20 protein-coding genes are annotated in these 15,283 nt (G+C 52.9%); 7 read left to right on the top strand and 13 right to left on the bottom strand.

The genetic code is table 11. The features are described 5' to 3' along the window. Positions 1-90: 90 nt before the first annotated feature. Positions 91-1,074: a tRNA dihydrouridine synthase DusB gene (gene dusB / locus C12CBH8_RS11635; RefSeq protein ID WP_215533281.1), complete on the top strand. Its 984-nt coding sequence runs from the start codon at positions 91-93 to the stop codon at positions 1,072-1,074. 56 nt (positions 1,075-1,130) lie between these two features. Here the strand turns inward: dusB and C12CBH8_RS11630 are convergent, their stop codons facing one another. After that, complete coding sequence (locus C12CBH8_RS11630) at positions 1,131-1,556, bottom strand: HEPN domain-containing protein (protein ID WP_215533280.1); 426 nt, start codon at positions 1,554-1,556, stop codon at positions 1,131-1,133. After that, positions 1,549-1,854, bottom strand: a complete 306-nt coding sequence (locus C12CBH8_RS11625) for a hypothetical protein (protein WP_090265578.1) — start codon at positions 1,852-1,854, stop codon at positions 1,549-1,551. Before C12CBH8_RS11625 ends, C12CBH8_RS11630 begins: the two co-directional genes overlap by 8 nt. A gap of 545 nt (positions 1,855-2,399) precedes the next feature. On the opposite strand from C12CBH8_RS11625, the gene C12CBH8_RS11620 reads away from it, so the two are divergent. Beyond that, positions 2,400-2,738, top strand: coding sequence for a helix-turn-helix domain-containing protein (locus C12CBH8_RS11620; protein WP_141682389.1), 339 nt, complete (start codon positions 2,400-2,402; stop codon positions 2,736-2,738). A gap of 260 nt (positions 2,739-2,998) precedes the next feature. Here C12CBH8_RS11620 and nadA read toward each other — a convergent pair whose 3' ends face one another. The 11 genes from nadA to C12CBH8_RS11565 all read right to left on the bottom strand — a co-directional run bounded on the left by nadA (position 2,999) and on the right by C12CBH8_RS11565 (position 13,110). Further along, positions 2,999-3,910, bottom strand: a complete 912-nt coding sequence (gene nadA, locus C12CBH8_RS11615) for a quinolinate synthase NadA (protein WP_099322899.1) — start codon at positions 3,908-3,910, stop codon at positions 2,999-3,001. Positions 3,911-3,933: 23 nt separating this feature from the next. Continuing rightward, the gene (gene ribF, locus C12CBH8_RS11610) at positions 3,934-4,851 is read right to left on the bottom strand and encodes a bifunctional riboflavin kinase/FMN adenylyltransferase (RefSeq protein ID WP_215533279.1); all 918 of its coding nucleotides are present in this window, start codon (positions 4,849-4,851) and stop codon (positions 3,934-3,936) included. Positions 4,852-4,988: 137 nt separating this feature from the next. Continuing rightward, positions 4,989-5,882 (bottom strand): tRNA pseudouridine(55) synthase TruB, encoded by an 894-nt coding sequence (gene truB, locus C12CBH8_RS11605; protein ID WP_215533278.1) that lies wholly within the window; start codon positions 5,880-5,882, stop codon positions 4,989-4,991. Beyond that, positions 5,879-6,832, bottom strand: coding sequence for a DHH family phosphoesterase (locus tag C12CBH8_RS11600; protein ID WP_099322896.1), 954 nt, complete (start codon positions 6,830-6,832; stop codon positions 5,879-5,881). The genes truB and C12CBH8_RS11600 overlap by 4 nt, the downstream gene beginning before the upstream one ends. Further along, the gene (gene rbfA, locus C12CBH8_RS11595; RefSeq protein ID WP_099322895.1) at positions 6,813-7,181 is read right to left on the bottom strand and encodes a 30S ribosome-binding factor RbfA; all 369 of its coding nucleotides are present in this window, start codon (positions 7,179-7,181) and stop codon (positions 6,813-6,815) included. Before rbfA ends, C12CBH8_RS11600 begins: the two co-directional genes overlap by 20 nt. 113 nt (positions 7,182-7,294) lie before the next feature. Then, the gene (infB, locus tag C12CBH8_RS11590; protein WP_215533277.1) at positions 7,295-9,781 is read right to left on the bottom strand and encodes a translation initiation factor IF-2; all 2,487 of its coding nucleotides are present in this window, start codon (positions 9,779-9,781) and stop codon (positions 7,295-7,297) included. Then, entirely contained in the window at positions 9,778-10,104 is a 327-nt protein-coding gene (locus C12CBH8_RS11585; RefSeq protein WP_090265561.1) for a L7Ae/L30e/S12e/Gadd45 family ribosomal protein, read from the bottom strand. The genes infB and C12CBH8_RS11585 overlap by 4 nt, the downstream gene beginning before the upstream one ends. Then, positions 10,097-10,363 carry an RNase P modulator RnpM gene (gene rnpM / locus C12CBH8_RS11580; RefSeq protein WP_246441578.1) on the bottom strand — a complete coding sequence of 89 codons (267 nt, stop codon included), beginning with the start codon at positions 10,361-10,363 and terminating at the stop codon, positions 10,097-10,099. Before rnpM ends, C12CBH8_RS11585 begins: the two co-directional genes overlap by 8 nt. A gap of 97 nt (positions 10,364-10,460) precedes the next feature. After that, a complete protein-coding gene (gene nusA, locus C12CBH8_RS11575) occupies positions 10,461-11,618 on the bottom strand; it encodes a transcription termination factor NusA (protein ID WP_099322892.1) in 1,158 nt (385 codons plus the stop codon). Positions 11,619-11,624: 6 nt separating this feature from the next. After that, the gene (locus tag C12CBH8_RS11570) at positions 11,625-12,095 is read right to left on the bottom strand and encodes a ribosome maturation factor RimP (RefSeq protein ID WP_090265558.1); all 471 of its coding nucleotides are present in this window, start codon (positions 12,093-12,095) and stop codon (positions 11,625-11,627) included. 472 nt (positions 12,096-12,567) lie between these two features. Continuing rightward, positions 12,568-13,110 (bottom strand): stage V sporulation T C-terminal domain-containing protein, encoded by a 543-nt coding sequence (locus C12CBH8_RS11565; RefSeq protein ID WP_090265556.1) that lies wholly within the window; start codon positions 13,108-13,110, stop codon positions 12,568-12,570. Between the two features lie 397 nt (positions 13,111-13,507). Here C12CBH8_RS11565 and C12CBH8_RS11560 point away from each other — a divergent pair, with 397 nt between their 5' ends. The 5 genes from C12CBH8_RS11560 (at position 13,508) to yidD (ending at position 15,270) form a co-directional block, all read left to right on the top strand. Continuing rightward, on the top strand, positions 13,508-13,705 hold the full coding sequence (locus C12CBH8_RS11560) for a hypothetical protein (protein WP_090265554.1): 198 nt from the start codon (positions 13,508-13,510) through the stop codon (positions 13,703-13,705). Between the two features lie 20 nt (positions 13,706-13,725). Continuing rightward, positions 13,726-13,914 carry a hypothetical protein gene (locus tag C12CBH8_RS11555; protein ID WP_090265552.1) on the top strand — a complete coding sequence of 63 codons (189 nt, stop codon included), beginning with the start codon at positions 13,726-13,728 and terminating at the stop codon, positions 13,912-13,914. A gap of 336 nt (positions 13,915-14,250) precedes the next feature. Further along, positions 14,251-14,385 (top strand): 50S ribosomal protein L34, encoded by a 135-nt coding sequence (gene rpmH / locus C12CBH8_RS11550; RefSeq protein ID WP_022298407.1) that lies wholly within the window; start codon positions 14,251-14,253, stop codon positions 14,383-14,385. Between the two features lie 268 nt (positions 14,386-14,653). Then, entirely contained in the window at positions 14,654-14,998 is a 345-nt protein-coding gene (gene rnpA, locus C12CBH8_RS11545; RefSeq protein WP_090265551.1) for a ribonuclease P protein component, read from the top strand. A 56-nt stretch (positions 14,999-15,054) separates the two neighbouring features. Continuing rightward, positions 15,055-15,270 carry a membrane protein insertion efficiency factor YidD gene (gene yidD, locus C12CBH8_RS11540; RefSeq protein ID WP_246441832.1) on the top strand — a complete coding sequence of 72 codons (216 nt, stop codon included), beginning with the start codon at positions 15,055-15,057 and terminating at the stop codon, positions 15,268-15,270. The last annotated feature ends 13 nt before the right edge of the window (positions 15,271-15,283 follow it).

Raw genomic sequence — 15,283 nt, 5'->3', positions numbered from 1 at the left:
ATAATAAAATAAGAAGGGCCACCTTGTCAGAGAGGATGGCCTCGATACAACAGGCGGCAGGAGGCTGTCCGCGGGACGGGGGAATTTGGATTGCACATTGGATCATACCAGATCGAGGGACGGGCTGTATTGGCGCCTATGGCGGGGGTGGCGGATCGTGCCTTCCGGGAGCTGTGCGCCGGATACGGCGCCGCTATGACAACCTCTGAGATGGTCAGCAGCAAAGGGCTTGTGTATGGGGATCGGAAGTCGGCCCAGCTGTTGCAATATGGGGAAGAGGAACGGCCCATCGCCTTGCAGATTTTTGGCGATGATCCGGCCATTATGGCCCAGGCCACCAGTATGGTGATGGAATACCATCCGGATATTATTGATATTAACATGGGATGCCCGGCGCCTAAAATCGTCAACAACGGCTGCGGCAGCGCCTTGATGCGAAATCCCGGCCTGTGCGGCCGGTTGGTGGAGGCGGTGGTAGGAGCGGCCGACGTCCCAGTCACAGTCAAGATCCGCAAAGGGTGGGACGCACAATCGGTTAACGCCGTGGAGGTGGCCAAGGTGTGCGAGCAGGCCGGCGCCGCGGCCATTACAGTGCACGGCAGGACGCGGGATCAAATGTATGCTCCCACCGCCGATTGGGATATTATCAAAGCGGTCAAGCAGGCGGTCGCCGTACCGGTCATCGGCAATGGCGATGTTTTCCGCCCGGAGGATGCCGCACGTCTTTTGGAGGAGACGGGATGTGACGCCGTCATGGTAGGACGCGGGGCGTTGGGGACTCCCTGGATTTTCCGGGAAATTAACGCCTGGCTGGATCATCATTGTATGCTTCCCCTGCCTGGCATCAAGGAGCGCATGTTTGTCATGCTCAAGCATATCAAGCGCATGTGTGAACTCAAAGGGGAACGGGGAGGCATGCTGGAGGCCCGCAAGCATGCCGCATGGTATATGAAAGGCTTGCGAGGCGCACCGGGTTTCCGGGCACAGGCAGGCGCTTTATCCACCTTTGCCGATGCAGAAAGGCTGGCCATGGCCGTTTTGTCCCAGGCAGAACCTGGAGCCAATCCGCCCTAAAGCGTGGTAGCTATTTGACCTGGTTGACACGGTAGCTAAGGGGAGAGAGATGGGCTTTATTCCAGGTCCCCGTCGTCATAGACTTCTTTACAGATAAAGTTATACATGTCCTCCGCCATGGAGTAAACTTTCTGAAGTCGTTGTGTGGTCAGCGGCAGGGAATGATCGGAAGGATAACGGGTTTCAATGTAATAACGGTTGAGAAAAGCGCTCTCGTCCATCCACTGGCGGAAGGACGGGTCGATTTTAACGGCCTGACGGCATAGCCACGTCAGGTTATGCCCATCCACATGCATCCCTTTCCGGAAGAGCACGTAAGCCTTCAAAGCCTTCTCAATGCATTGCTGGCAATGAAAAGCCGCGGAAGATAAGCATATATCCTGTTCCAACAGGATACGGGCGGTCAATAAATCCTGGCTGGCGAATTCCAGCCAATCGAAATAATGACGGCTGTCCCCGGAGCGATCTCCCCTCCTACCCATGATAAAGCACCATCCCCTTCTGATTGACGTGGGAGGCGAAAGAATCGGGGTCAGAGGAATATTTATCCCATTCGGCCGGGGTGTAAACGAGAATATCATAAGGGAGATCGAAGTCGAGAGTGAGATAAATTTTTTGTTCAGCGGCTAAGACATCGTCGGTGTCCAAGATGACGCATAATTTAAAGGAAGAGAGAGCGCCGTCGGTGGACACTTTTTTATTAAAGAGGATGATCTTCTGCGGATGAAAAGACGCTACCAATTGGCGGCACATTTGTTCAAGCAACTGTTTTTCCTGCAAGTTCCTCATCCTTTCACAGGGTAACGTTGTTAAGATGGTTTCAAAAGGAAAAATCCCAATCGAAAGAGTGCAGACTGTTACCCATCTGGCTTTCCCTTTTATTATACCCTTATTTTTTATCTCAGGCAACCGATGCACAAATAGATCAAATAATTCTCTCAATCTGAGGGATCAGCGGGATAAAAATAGATGATTGCACTGACTAGATTTTGCTGGAGAAGGGCAACATAGAAATGCCGGGACGGATTATCCGCCCCGGCATTTCTTGGAGATGAAAAAAGAAGAAATCATAAAGAAGGAGAAATAAGGGAAATAGAAGCTTCCGCCATCCTTTTGGCCCCCAGTATTTCAGTCACGAATGTGAGGAGATCAAGGGGAGAAAAAGAGGATTTGGCGGAGGTTTGACTCATTTTGAACAACTTGCATACTTATAGTACACACTGTAGTTTGAATCATACCTATAGTATAAATTAAAATTTGATTAATATCAATAGTCTATAGAAAATAATATTCAATGCCTTTAGTCTATTTCTGAGGTGACTAGATTGAATGAGATTATCAAAACGGTAGGGGAGAGGCTGAAACACTGCAGAATGCGCAAAGGGTTGAGTCAAGAACAGTTGGCGGAAAAGTGCGGACTTCATCCCACTTACATCGGTCAAGTGGAGCGAGGAGAGAAAAACGCGACCATTGAAAGCATCTGGAAAATCGCCAATGCATTGGAGCTTCCTTTGGAAGTGTTGTTTGAAAAGCTGGTGGAATATTACTCAGAAGAAGAGAATCTGTCTGCTCAAGCTTACAACATTTTGGATACTCTCTCCAAGGATGACCAAAGGCTGATGCTTACCATCCTGAATTGCATCGTTAAATTCCGCAACAAATAGGGAAAGGACAAAGTTTTGCAGGTGTGTCAAAAAAACTTTGGCGCACCTTGTATTCCATCAGGCTTATTTTAAAGTATGAAAATGGTTCTATATGAATTTTGTCCACAATAAAAATATTCTCTGAAGATCCACCTGTAAAAAGAACCCTATGTCCCATTCTAAAATAAGTTTTATGCCGGTTTATGGATAACCTGACCTGTTGTTAAAAACAGCCGCTGGAAAAAATCCACGGCTGTTTTTTGATGCGAAACGGTAGCTTTTTATGTATTGAGCTCAATCATGGCGTCGATGGGGCGTTTCGCCGCCAGGCGGAGGGATTCCTCCATGACGATTTCCTCACCGCCCGATCCTTCCAATGCGTGATAGACATCCGAAAGGGTTGTCATACGCATATCGTGACAGATCAGTTTTTTCGACAGCACAGGGAACCGGCGGGTGGGGAACTGGAGGCCAAGCCAATCGGCAATGGTCTTTTCCGTGCCCACGATGATGTCGTCCTCCCGGGAGGATGCATACTGCAAAATTTCGGCGGTGGAACCTACCAAATCAGCCTGCTCCACTACCTCAGGGGGACATTCCGGATGAACCGCCAATTTCGCGTCCGGGTACAGCGCCTTCATACGTGCGCAGTCCTCGGCTGTCACCTGATTGTGAACGGGACAGTGTCCGTCCCACAGGGTGAGATGCTTGTCCGGCAGCAGTTTTTGCACCCACGATCCCAGGTTGCAGTCGGGAATAAACAGGATGTGTTCATTGGGGATGCGGGATACGATCTTAGGGGCGCTGGAGGAGGTGACGCACACGTCGCACTGAGCTTTGAGGCGGGTGCTTGTGTTGACGTAGGCCACAATACAGCAATCCGGATGGGCTGTTTTGTAATCCTTGACCCTCTGGGGATCGATCTGATGGGCCATGGGACAGGACGCGGCCGGGTTGGGCAATAGGACGGTCTTATCGGGATTTAGAATTTTTACCGTATCCGCCATAAACCGCACGCCGCACAGCAAGACGGTATCGGCGTCAATGTCCTTGGCTTTGACGCTCAGGGCAAAGGAATCGCCGGTAAAATCGGCGATCTCCTGGATTTCAGGCGATTGATAACTGTGGGCGAGTATGACGGCGTTTCGTTCCTTTTTGAGAGAGAGGATGCTCTCTTGCAACTCTTTTAGCACGGTAAATAGCTCCTTTAAATCAATCAAAAGACAAAATCAAACGTCCACTGTTGGGCGATACGGGCGGCGTCTCTGCCGTTTTGCTGGATGCAGTCCCGCAGTTGGTCCAGGTCGTCGAATTTCTTTTCCGGACGCAAAAATTCCAGAAGTGCCACCGGGATGGTAAGGCCGTAAAGATCGCCGGAGAAATCCGGGATCCAAGTTTCCAGAAGAGGATGCTCCAGGCTGTTGATGGTAGGGCGAAGGCCGCAGTTGGTCACCGAAGGAAGCCACTTTCCCCCCACATAGCAGCAGGAGGCGTACACGCCCCGCCGGGGGATGACAAACCGGTCTGGAGGGCGCTGGTTGATGGTGGGGGTACCCATGAGACGTCCCACCTTTTTCCCTTCAATGACCGGCAGATCAATGAGCAAAGGACGGCCCAGCAATCGGGCGGCTCCCGGCATATCCCCCTGGAGGACCAGGCGGCGGATGCGGGTGGAACTGATGGGCAGTCCACATTCCTGGATGGGTCCGATCACCTCGACTTCAATGCCATACCGGGCGCACAATTCCCGCAAGTGATCGGGAGTGCCGACGGCCTTGGCGCCGAAGTGATAATTAAATCCGCACATAACCTTTTTGGCGCCCAGCTGTTCATGAAGGAACCGGGATACGAAATGTTCCGGTGACCAGTCCTTCATGGAGTCGAAAGGGGGGGCCAGCAGGATATCCACCCCCATCTTGCCCAGGATTTGTTCGGTTAAGGCGGGGGTCATCAGCATGGGGGAGGTATCGGTAGGGCCGCGGGAAAAGGTAAAGACACAGGAGGTAAGCCCCTCCTTGGATGCGCGGATTGCCTCACCGATCACCGATTGATGACCCAGATGAAGGCCGTCGAACCGGCCCAATGCCACGGCGGTATGATTGGTATAAAAGGGAACTTGACGGATGACTTTCATAAGCAAGCTCCTCCAAGACAGGATAAGAATAATACGAATTGTTATATTAGAATTAAATATAACAAAAATGATATTATTTGCCAGATAAATTAAATTACAATATGTATAATTAAAAACAAAAATACGAAAAGAACAATTTAGGGGAGGAAGAGCCGGACGATTTTCAATTGTCCAGCGCGACTGTCGGCACGTCCTAGGCCGAGAAACCGGTCGCTTTTGCTGTACACCCGGACCATCTGATCCGAGGACAGAGAACGGGACAAACGGTTTAAATCCAAAGCCCCTCCATTTTGGAACCGGACCGATTGGGCATCGGAAACCGAAATGGATTGGTACTCCAGGAAAGCCTGGTCGATGGGCAGTAAAATTTTCTCAAGCTCCTGCCGGTCCAGGGAACGCAGGGTCGGAATATCCCGGCATGCATCCAGGGAAAAACCACAGGCCTCTGTGCGGCGCAGGGATGTCATAACTGCACCGCATCCGAGAGCCTCCCCCATATCATGAAGGAGGGTGCGGATATAGGTGCCGGCCGAACAGGTGACATCCACTTCATACTGATGGGAGGACTCGTCCCACTGGGTGAGGCATAGGCGATGGATGGTGACGGTACGGGGTTTACGCTCCACCTCCACCCCTTGACGGGCCAGCTCATACAGCCGTTTACCGTCCTGCTTGACGGCGGAATACATGGGAGGCAGTTGCTGGATCTGTCCGGTAAAGCGGGGGAGGAGAGCTTCTACCTGGGCTTTCCCCACCGCCACCGGACGATTGGATATCACCGTCCCCCAGATGTCCTGGGTATCGGTAGCCACTCCCAATTGGAGCCGGGCGGTATACCGTTTGCCGTGGGAGGGGAGCAGTTCTAAAAACCGGGTACAGTTGCCCACCATCACCGGCAGCACTCCCGTCGCCATAGGATCCAGGGTACCGGTGTGGCCGATGCGTTTGATACCGGTCAATTTACGAAGTACCGCTACTACGTCAAAGGAAGTGAACTCCTGCGGCTTGTCCACGCACAGGATACCGTTCATAAGGATACACCCAATGCCTCTGCCAGCACCGGCAGCATCTGATCCCGCACCTGCTGGGCAGTACCGGTTAAGGCGCATCCGGCGGCACGGGCATGTCCGCCGCCGCCCAGCTTGGAGCACAAGGCAGAAGCGTTGTAGGGCTCGCCGGTGCGGACTGAGATCTTCCATGCCCCCGGTTCTTTTTCCTTGAGAATGACGCCGATGTCTACACCCTCCATCTGGCGGGGGATGGCGGTCAGGCCATCCAGATCCTCCTGCTGGGCCGAAGTGGACTGCATGTTCTGGTAGGTGATATAAATAAGGGCGCAGTGGCCGTCAAAATAGGTTTCCATAGAATCCAAGGCCAGTTTGCGCAGCGCAAAGAAGCTGGGGGACTTGATTTCAAACATGGCCCGGTTGATGGCATAGGCATCGATGCCCAGCCCCAAGAGTTTTGCCGCGATGAGATGGGTGCGGACGGTGGTGTTGGAATAGCGGAAACAGCCGGTATCGGTGGAGATGCCGGTATAGAGATCTTCCGCCATAGCCCGGTCCAGTTCCACCCCCATGGCGCCGATAACGCCGTAAATCATCTCACAGGTGGCGGCGCATTCCTCAAGGAGAAGGTGCTTTGCATACTGGGTGTTGGACCCGTGATGATCGATGCACAGATCCACCTTGTCGGCATAAACCGAGAGCTTATTGCCCAGCAGCTTGGGATCGGCGACATCCACCGCCAGAATAAACTTAGGGGTAAACTGCTGGCTGTCGAGCCCTTCCCACAGATAGGCGTATTTGTGGGGAATCTGGTCGGAACACACCACCTGGGCCCGTTTCCCCAAACGTCTTAGGGCCCGGCAGATGGCAAATCCGGAACCCAAGGTATCCCCATCGGGAGACTGGTGGGTTAAAATCAAGATGTCGTCGGCGCTTTGCAGCATCTCAGCGGCGTCACTGGTCAGGATTTTCACCGTGATCCCTCCTGGAAATGTCTTCGAGCATGCGGGCGATGTCAGCGCCGTGGGCGATGGAATCGTCGGCAATGAACTTGAGCTGCGGCGTATGGCGCAGCGAAAGGCGAAGGCTCAGTTCCCGGCGGATGTAGCCTGAAGCATGGGTCAGGCCCTTGACAGCTGATTTGGCAGCATCAAAACCGTCCATGGAACTGATGAATATTTTAGCGACCGATAAGTCACTGGATACCTCACAGCGGACAATGGACAGCATCCCCGTCACCGCCGGATCTTTGACGGTGCGCAGGATGGCAGTCAGTTCCCGCTTGATGTCTTCCGTGACGCGGCCCATGCGATGTCCTGGCATTTTAGTAACTCCTTTCTGGAGAAAAAACAAAAAGAGAAAGAAAATCGGGGATAGCACTAGTATTTGCAGGGGAGAGGACATCATCCCCCTCCCCGCAAATTGTGTTTCCCCAATTATTCCTGGTATTCTTCCATGATGAAGGCTTCGTAAATATCGCCTTCCTTGATGTCGTTAAAGCGCTCCAGCGCGATGCCGCATTCGTAGCCCTGCTGGACTTCCTTGACGTCGTCCTTAAAGCGCTTGAGGGAGGAGATGCGGTCCTCGGTGATGACGATGCCGTCCCGCACCACGCGGATCTGGCATTGACGGTTTACCTTGCCGTTTAACACATAGCAGCCCGAGACGGTGCCCACGTTGGAGATGGTGTATACGGCGCGGACCTCGATACGGCCCAGCACCACTTCCCGGAACTTGGGAGCCAGCATGCCCTTCATGGCCGATTCGATTTCCTCGATGCAGTCGTAGATGACCCGGTACATGCGCATATCCACGCCGGCTCGCTGGGCGTTTTCTTCGGCGATGGGGTCGGGACGGACGTTAAAGCCCACGATGATGGCGTTGGAAGCGTTTGCCAGCATGACGTCCGATTCGCTGACGGCGCCGACACCGCCGTGGATGACCCGGACCCGGACTTCGTCATTGGAAAGCTTCTCCAGGGACTGGCGGACAGCTTCCACCGAGCCCTGGACGTCGGCTTTGACCACCACGTTGAGCTCTTTGACGTCGCCCTCCTGCATCTGGCTGAAGAGGTTATCCAATGTGACCTTCTGGACGGCGGCAAACTGCTCTTCCTTGATCTGGGATTTGCGTTGCTCCACCAATTCACGGGCCAGCTTTTCATCCGAGACAGCGTTGAAGGTATCGCCTGCCGACGGGGTTTCGTCCAAGCCAGTGATCTCCACCGGTACCGACGGACCGGCTTCCTCCACCCGTTCGCCATGGTCGTTCAGCATGGCGCGCACACGGCCTACCGAAGTGCCGGCCACCACAATGTCACCCACATGCAGGGTGCCGTTCTGCACCAGGATGGTGGCAACCGGGCCGCGTCCTTTGTCCAGACGGGCCTCGATGACGGCGCCTTTGGCGGCGCGGTTGGGATTGGCCTTGAGTTCCTTCATGTCAGCCACCAGCAGGATGGTCTCCAACAGGTCGTCAATGCCCTGATGGGTGGCGGCCGAAACCGGGACGCAGATAGTATCGCCGCCCCATTCTTCGGGAACCAGCTCGTATTCAGTCAGCTGTTGTTTGATGCGGTCGGGATCAGCGCTGGGCTTATCCATTTTGTTGATGGCCACGATGATGGATACACCGGCGGCTTTGGCGTGGTTGATGGCCTCTACCGTCTGGGGCATGATGCCGTCATCGGCAGCCACCACCAATACGGCGATGTCGGTGACCTGGGCGCCGCGGGCACGCATGGAGGTAAAGGCGGCGTGGCCGGGGGTATCCAGGAAGGTGATCTCCCGATCCTCCAGCGGTACGCGGTAGGCACCGATGTGCTGGGTGATGCCGCCGGCTTCGGAAGCGGTGACCTTGGCATTGCGGATGGCGTCCAGCAGGGAGGTCTTACCGTGGTCGACGTGGCCCATGACCACCACAACCGGGCTGCGGGGGAAGAGGTTGTCATCGGAATCCTCGCTGTCGTCGATGATGCGTTCCTCGATGGTGACCACCACTTCGCGTTCCACCTTAGCGTGGAACTCCATCGCTACCAGTTCAGCGGTATCGAAGTCGATGACCTCATTGATGCTGGCCATGACGCCCAGCTGCATCAGCTTCTTGATGACCTCGGCCGATGTGGCTTTGAGGCGCAAAGCAAGCTCGCCCACCGTGATCTCGTCGCCTACGGTGATGGTAAGACCTTTTTTCTGGCGTTCCTGTTCGATGCGGCGCAGACGCTCTGCCTCCGTTTCCCGACGGGCACGGCGGTTTTTATTGCGGTACTGAGCCGACTTCTGGGTCAGTTTCTGCTTGCGGACAAAAGTGTCCCGTTTGCCTGCGTCAGGAGCCAGTTGTTCAAACTTCTCGTTGTACTTATCCAACTGGACAGTGGCACGGCTGGTATCCACCGTGCGGCGCACCACAGTGCCGCGGGAGGGCTGCTGGGGTTTGGCAGTGTTTCCGGCATTTTGGCCCTGCTGTCCCTTGGGACTGTTTTGAGTCTGGGACGGCTGGCCAGCCGGTTTTGCTTGGGATTGGGCGGGACGGTTTTGCTGCTGGGGACGGCGGTTATCCCGTTCGCCGGACTTGGGAGCCGGACGTCCGCCCTGCTGCTGGGATTTTGCACCGTTTTGATTTTGGTTCTGCTGTTTACCCTGGGGGCCGGAGGGTTTTCCACTCTGAGCCTGAGATGGAGGAACGGCAGGGGCTTCCTTTTTCACAGGGGCAGCCGGTTTTTCCGTATCGGCAAAGTAAGCGTCAAAACTATCCACCTGATGGTCTTGGGTGACGGTTTCAAACACCACATTTAATTCCTCTTCGGTCAAAGCAGTCATATGTTTTTTAGGGGTATCGAAGTACTTGGCAAGTAGGTCGACCACTTGTTTGCTGGGGATATCCAGGTCTTTTGCTACTTCATGCACCCGGTATTTTATCATCATAATTGCGATTCCTCCTCATTGTTGAAGCGGCAAAGCTCCTTGATCGATTGGGCAAAGCCGTGGTCGGCTGTTGCCAGTACGCCAGTGCGTTTCCCGATGGCCTTGTGGATCTCGTCCATGGTACGGCCAAGGGGGACGCATGGGACATTGTGTTGCGCGCATACCTCTCTTACGCCCTTCAACGTGCGCTCCGAGAGGTCGGATGCCGTGAGCACAAGTTTTGCCTTGTGTTTGGCTGCATCTTCCGCCACAGGGTCGAACCCCATGGTCAGTTTACCCGCCCGGCGGGCGATTCCCAAAAGTGAGAGCAGGCGGTCATTCATGGGCGGCAATTTCCTCCTCCATTCGGTCGTAGACCTCGTCTGGGATTTGGCAGGAAAAAGTGCGCTCAAAACTTCTTTTTTTGCGGGCGGTCTTGAGGCATCCGGCGTCGGGACACACATAAGCGCCCCGGCCCGGTTTCCGGCCGGTCAGATCCAGCGAGATTTCCCCCTCCGGGCTTTTCACCACGCGGACCAGTTCTCGCTTGGGCTTCATTTCACCGCATCCTGTGCACATTCTCATGGGAACCTTTTTTTGCATGGTCGCATCACCTTATCATGTCAAATCAGAGCATTTCGTTCGGGCATTTATGAGTAAATCGGCTGGAGGGAAAACCACCTGCCGTATTATGTCTGGGTTATTCCTGCACCGTTTCCACTTCGGTGTTCACTTCTTCGGAAGCTGTGTCCACAGCCTCTGTATCAGACCCTTCAGAATGGCTGGTGTCTTCTTTGGCAGGCTCGGCCTCCTCGCCGTAGAAACCCGATTCCGGACGGATATCGATTTTCCAGCCGGTCAGTTTGGCGGCCAGGCGGACGTTCTGACCTTTGTTGCCGATGGCCAGGGACAATTGATTGTCCGGCACCGTCACACGGCAGCCTTTGGGATTTTCCGGATCCATCTCCACCTTGAGGACGGTGGCGGGGGAGAGGGCTTCGGCGATAAAGGCGGCCGGATCGTCGGAGTACTTGACGATGTCGATTTTCTCGCCGCCCAGTTCCTCCACGATTTTTCCCACGCGTACCCCCTTGTTGCCGATGCAGGCGCCGATGGGGTCTACATTGGGATCCTTACTCCATACGGCCAATTTGGTGCGGGAACCGGCTTCGCGGGATACGGCTTTGATTTCCACCGTGCCGTCGTAGATTTCAGGCACTTCAATTTCAAAAAGACGTTTCACAAGGCCCGGATGGGTGCGGGAGATGGTAACCCTGGGTCCCTTTTCGCTGGCTTTGACGTCCACGATATAAACCTTAATATGATCCCCTTCGTGATAGGTTTCCCCTGGGGTCTGCTCGGTCTTAAAGAGGATGGCTTCTGACCGGCCGATGGTAACCGTCACATTGCCGGAATGGGGATTGATCTGCTGCACGACGGCGCTGACCAATTCCTGCTGACGGCTCTGGAACTCCTGAAGCACCTGGCCGTGCTCGGCCTCCCGGATGCCTTGACGGATGACGTGTTTGGCGGTAGTGGCGGCGATACGGCCGAATTTCTTGGTCTCCAGCGGGATGCGGAGCACATCGCCCAGCCGGGACATGGACTCGTAACGGCGGGCATCCTCCAGAAGGATCTGGGTATCGGGATCCTCCACCTCTTCCACCACGTCTTTTTTCAGATAGACTTCAAAGATATCTTTACTGGCGTCCACACGGACCTCTACATTGTCCTTACCACCGTAGCTGCGTCTCACTGAGGTGACAATGGCCTCGGAAATCTTATCCAATAAGTACTCAGCAGGGATTTTCTTTTCCTGTTCCAACTGGCGCAGCGCTTCAAAAAATTCGCGATTCATCGATTGTTAACCTCCAAAAAAAGTATCAACTAGCCGGCAAAGGGCGGTGTCTTTTTCGTCAAATGTACGGGATGCGCCGTTGTCATCCAGGGTAATGCGGCCGTCCTCATATCCGGTGAGCACCCCCTGGTACTCCCGGCGGCCATCCTGGGGACGGATCAGGCGGATAAGAATCTGTTCCCCTAAGCAGGATTCAAAATGGAAGGGACGGGTCAAAGCCCGTTCGGTGCCGGGGGAGGACACCTCTAAGTAATAGGATTGGGAAATAGGATCGGCTTCGTCCAGCACGGGATCCAGCGCCCGGGACATGGCCTCGCATTCGTCCAGCGATACGCCGGTATCGCTGTCAATATAAATGCGCAAAAACCAGGACGCCCCTTCTTTGACGAATCGGACGTCCCAAAGAATCAGATCCAGCGACTTGGCAATGGGATCGGCCAATTGCCAGACCCGCTCTACTGTACTCATTTTGGCCATAGATAACCTCCGCAAATTCACTCTATACAAACGAAAGAGCGGGTCGCCCCACTCTTTCATCGTCGTACACTATACTATACCTATTATATTACCACACTTTTATTCCAATTGCAACCCAAATCCGCCAACATTTAGAGGGCGGGCAGTGCCCGTTTCCACGTCGCGGTGGGCAGTGCCCACAGCCGCGTCGCGCGCCAAGGCCAGTACGAAAAGGAATTGGTAGTAGCCCGCGAGGAAAAAGATACCGTGTCCCTAGGAGAGAAGCGTCCGTCAAAACCATAGGGCGATGTGGAGGGGGGCACTGCCCACCAAAAGCTTGTTGACCAACAGGAAAAAGATACCGTGTCCCTAAGAGAGAAGCGTCCGTCAAAACCATAGGGCGACGTGGGGGGGCACTGCCCCCAGATACCGTGTCAACGGGGAATAAGAATCCGCCATAACTTTAGGGCGGCGTGGAAAGGGGTACTACCCCCTATTCTTCCATTTGTTTGCCCAGGAAGCCGGCTGCTACTTGGATCAGCTTGATCTCGGTCTCGCCGGGTACAGCGCCGCTCTCGGGCATCAACGCCACCACAGCGCCGGTGATATCACCCGACGACGTAATAGGAGCCATCACCGATGCTGCACGATCCACGCCTTCCACCGGCATAAACCGGCGCTGTTCTCCGGCCTTGGTCACGTGCATCTGACGGGATTCCATCATATCTTCCAGCTGGGAGGTAATGCGACGTTCCACCACTTCCTTTTTGGAGATGCCGGAAGCCGCGATGCAGTGATCCCGGTCGCATACCAAGATGGGAAGTCCGCAGGAACGATATAAGACGTCGGCGTACTGGGAGGCGAAGGAGGACAACTCACCAATGGGGGAATATTTCTTAAAAATGACTTCGCCATCGTTGTCGGTGTAGATCTCCAGAGGATCGCCTTCCCGGATACGCATGGTGCGGCGGATCTCTTTGGGAATGACAACGCGGCCTAAATCATCGATTCTTCTAACAATACCAGTAGCTTTCATATATATAATTCTCCTTTATCGAGATTGGTTTGACTCTAGTATCTGAAGAAAAGTATCATTTATACAAATTTGTAAGGCTTATCAAAGAGGAGGAAAGTATTGGAAAATAAAAAAGCATTTGTTTTTAGGATAGTAAAAGTCTCAAACATTACAAAGCACTAAAAATACTAACTGTTTAATAAATTAAGATATTGAAAAAATTATACTCTTGTAATAAAATAAAATTGAGTAATTTTTTATTGGCAAACAGAAATTACTCTCCACCCTTGAGAGATCAATAAAGGCAGGGATAATCCATATTATTATGGATTCAGCTAAGAAGGTAACACACGGTTGTCCGCTATCCAGTGCATATTGATTTTTGGAATCAAGAATCAAGGCGAAAGGGGGAAGAGCTATGTCTAAAAGCAGACGAATGTCTGGAAAGACGCATACAAAGCAACAGCTTGATGATTATGCAAATCAGAACAATCCGAACAACAAGGCATACAAAGCTCGGCAATCCAATGAGGCTAGGCAGAAGAAACAAAAAGATAAGCCTTACGTAGATGTGTATTGGGTCCCGGATTTGGGATTTGGTTGGTGTGACGATTAAACAGAAAGGCAGATACTAGTATGGGTTCCTTTTTAGACCTATTCAATGGTAAAATAGGTTTTTCAGCATCTGATAATCTAACTATGGACGAGGATGGAAATCTTGTGATGAAGATGTCTAATAATATGGCTATGGACATGAATACAGGAGATCTGCACATTTTATCTTCATCAGGAAGCATTTTTGACGAAGATGATAACGATTGGTAAGTACGGTTCAAAATAAATCGCAAAGGGACTGCCGTTTTAACGATTGTGAAATCGTAAAGCGGCAGTTTTTTGTATAAAAATAAGTTTATTTTTTTCTGCAGGAGATAAGGCCCAATTGATTAGGAACTATTGACATTTTCGGTGAGAACAAGTAAGATGAAAGAGTATCGGTTTGTCTTTTGATCCCATCATTTGGTTGGGAAAGATATCTGGCCTTAAAACGGCTGGATGTGCAGGAAAAAATAGTTGCTTTGCAGCTGTTTTTTGTTGACACGCCTAAACGCTATCCTATATAATGTATAGTTATTAGGGTAACCTTGAAAGGGGGAACATAGGATGCTGAGAACCTATCAGCCCAAGAAGCTGCATCGGAAAAAGGAGCACGGCTTCCGCAAAAGAATGTCCGACCGCAATGGCCGTAAGGTGCTGGCTCGCCGCCGCGCTAAGGGCAGAAAAAGACTGTCTTACTAATTGATTCAGCAATTGAGCACTGAAGTCGATTTTGAAACTTGGGTGCAACTGAAATTGGACAGTTTGGTGATGGGTTGGGTGTCTTCGCCAGAAGGCCGTTTACGGGCGGTTGCCTGCGGATTATGCCGCGGGAGCAAACGATTCCCAACCTCTAATCTCCGCTCGTAAGGCCACAAGCATTGTGGCCTTTCTTTTTCATTGTTGATAAATTCATGGTTGATCCGGCAGGGGAATGGTGCCGGCGTCCGCATAAAGGAGCAATGCCGTTGTGGACAAGCTTGTGCTGACTCGAAACAACGATTTTCGCCGGATCTATGCCCGGGGTAAGAATCAGGTGCATCCCATCCTGATTACTTATGTGATGAAGAACCGCAAGAACGCTGCCAAAGGCGTCACACGCAGCGGGATTACTGCCAGCAAAAAGATTGGCAAAGCGGTAAAACGAAACCGTGCCCGCCGTGTCATCCGGGAGGCCTATCGCCCCTTGAAGGAGAACGTGGCCCCAGGGTATGATATCATTTTTGTGGCCAGAGTGCGCACCATTTACGCAAAATCCACCGATGTGATGCATGTGATGCAGCGTCAATTAAAGCAAGCTGGTGTTTTGCGATGAAGCAGAGGATTTTGCAGGGTTTACAGTTTTTATGGCGGCTGCCCCGTCTGCTGCTCATGCTGCCCATCCGGTTTTACCGGCGGTTTATCTCACCGAATCTGCCGCCGGCCTGCCGGTTCACTCCCACATGCTCCCAGTATGCCCTGGAGGCGATTGAACGGTTTGGAGCGCTCAAGGGCGGCTTTTTGGCCATCCGCCGTATTTTAAAGTGTCATCCATTTCACCCGGGTGGGTATGACCCTGTGCCGCCCCGGTCTACTAAAGTCCATTGACGGAGGAATGAAA

It is taken from the genome of Solibaculum mannosilyticum, assembly GCF_015140235.1.
In the GTDB taxonomy this organism is placed as follows: domain Bacteria; phylum Bacillota; class Clostridia; order Oscillospirales; family Acutalibacteraceae; genus Solibaculum; species Solibaculum mannosilyticum.
The sequence above is the reverse complement of the archived record's forward strand: the minus strand, read 5'-3'. Positions and strand labels throughout refer to the sequence as shown.

What these genes read in the sequence shown, in the direction of transcription:
- C12CBH8_RS11630 (WP_215533280.1), bottom strand. Translation starts at nt 1,556, where the DNA reads ATGGGTAGGAGGGGAGATCGCTCCGGGGACAGCCGTCATTATTTCGAT.
- ribF (WP_215533279.1), bottom strand. Translation starts at nt 4,851, where the DNA reads ATGAAAGTCATCCGTCAAGTTCCCTTTTATACCAATCATACCGCCGTG.
- truB (WP_215533278.1), bottom strand. Translation starts at nt 5,882, where the DNA reads ATGAACGGTATCCTGTGCGTGGACAAGCCGCAGGAGTTCACTTCCTTT.
- rbfA (WP_099322895.1), bottom strand. Translation starts at nt 7,181, where the DNA reads ATGCCAGGACATCGCATGGGCCGCGTCACGGAAGACATCAAGCGGGAA.
- infB (WP_215533277.1), bottom strand. Translation starts at nt 9,781, where the DNA reads ATGATGATAAAATACCGGGTGCATGAAGTAGCAAAAGACCTGGATATC.
- C12CBH8_RS11585 (WP_090265561.1), bottom strand. Translation starts at nt 10,104, where the DNA reads ATGAATGACCGCCTGCTCTCACTTTTGGGAATCGCCCGCCGGGCGGGT.
- rnpM (WP_246441578.1), bottom strand. Translation starts at nt 10,363, where the DNA reads ATGCAAAAAAAGGTTCCCATGAGAATGTGCACAGGATGCGGTGAAATG.
- nusA (WP_099322892.1), bottom strand. Translation starts at nt 11,618, where the DNA reads ATGAATCGCGAATTTTTTGAAGCGCTGCGCCAGTTGGAACAGGAAAAG.
- C12CBH8_RS11570 (WP_090265558.1), bottom strand. Translation starts at nt 12,095, where the DNA reads ATGGCCAAAATGAGTACAGTAGAGCGGGTCTGGCAATTGGCCGATCCC.
- C12CBH8_RS11565 (WP_090265556.1), bottom strand. Translation starts at nt 13,110, where the DNA reads ATGAAAGCTACTGGTATTGTTAGAAGAATCGATGATTTAGGCCGCGTT.
- C12CBH8_RS11560 (WP_090265554.1), top strand. Translation starts at nt 13,508, where the DNA reads ATGTCTAAAAGCAGACGAATGTCTGGAAAGACGCATACAAAGCAACAG.
- C12CBH8_RS11555 (WP_090265552.1), top strand. Translation starts at nt 13,726, where the DNA reads ATGGGTTCCTTTTTAGACCTATTCAATGGTAAAATAGGTTTTTCAGCA.
- rpmH (WP_022298407.1), top strand. Translation starts at nt 14,251, where the DNA reads ATGCTGAGAACCTATCAGCCCAAGAAGCTGCATCGGAAAAAGGAGCAC.
- yidD (WP_246441832.1), top strand. Translation starts at nt 15,055, where the DNA reads ATGCTGCCCATCCGGTTTTACCGGCGGTTTATCTCACCGAATCTGCCG.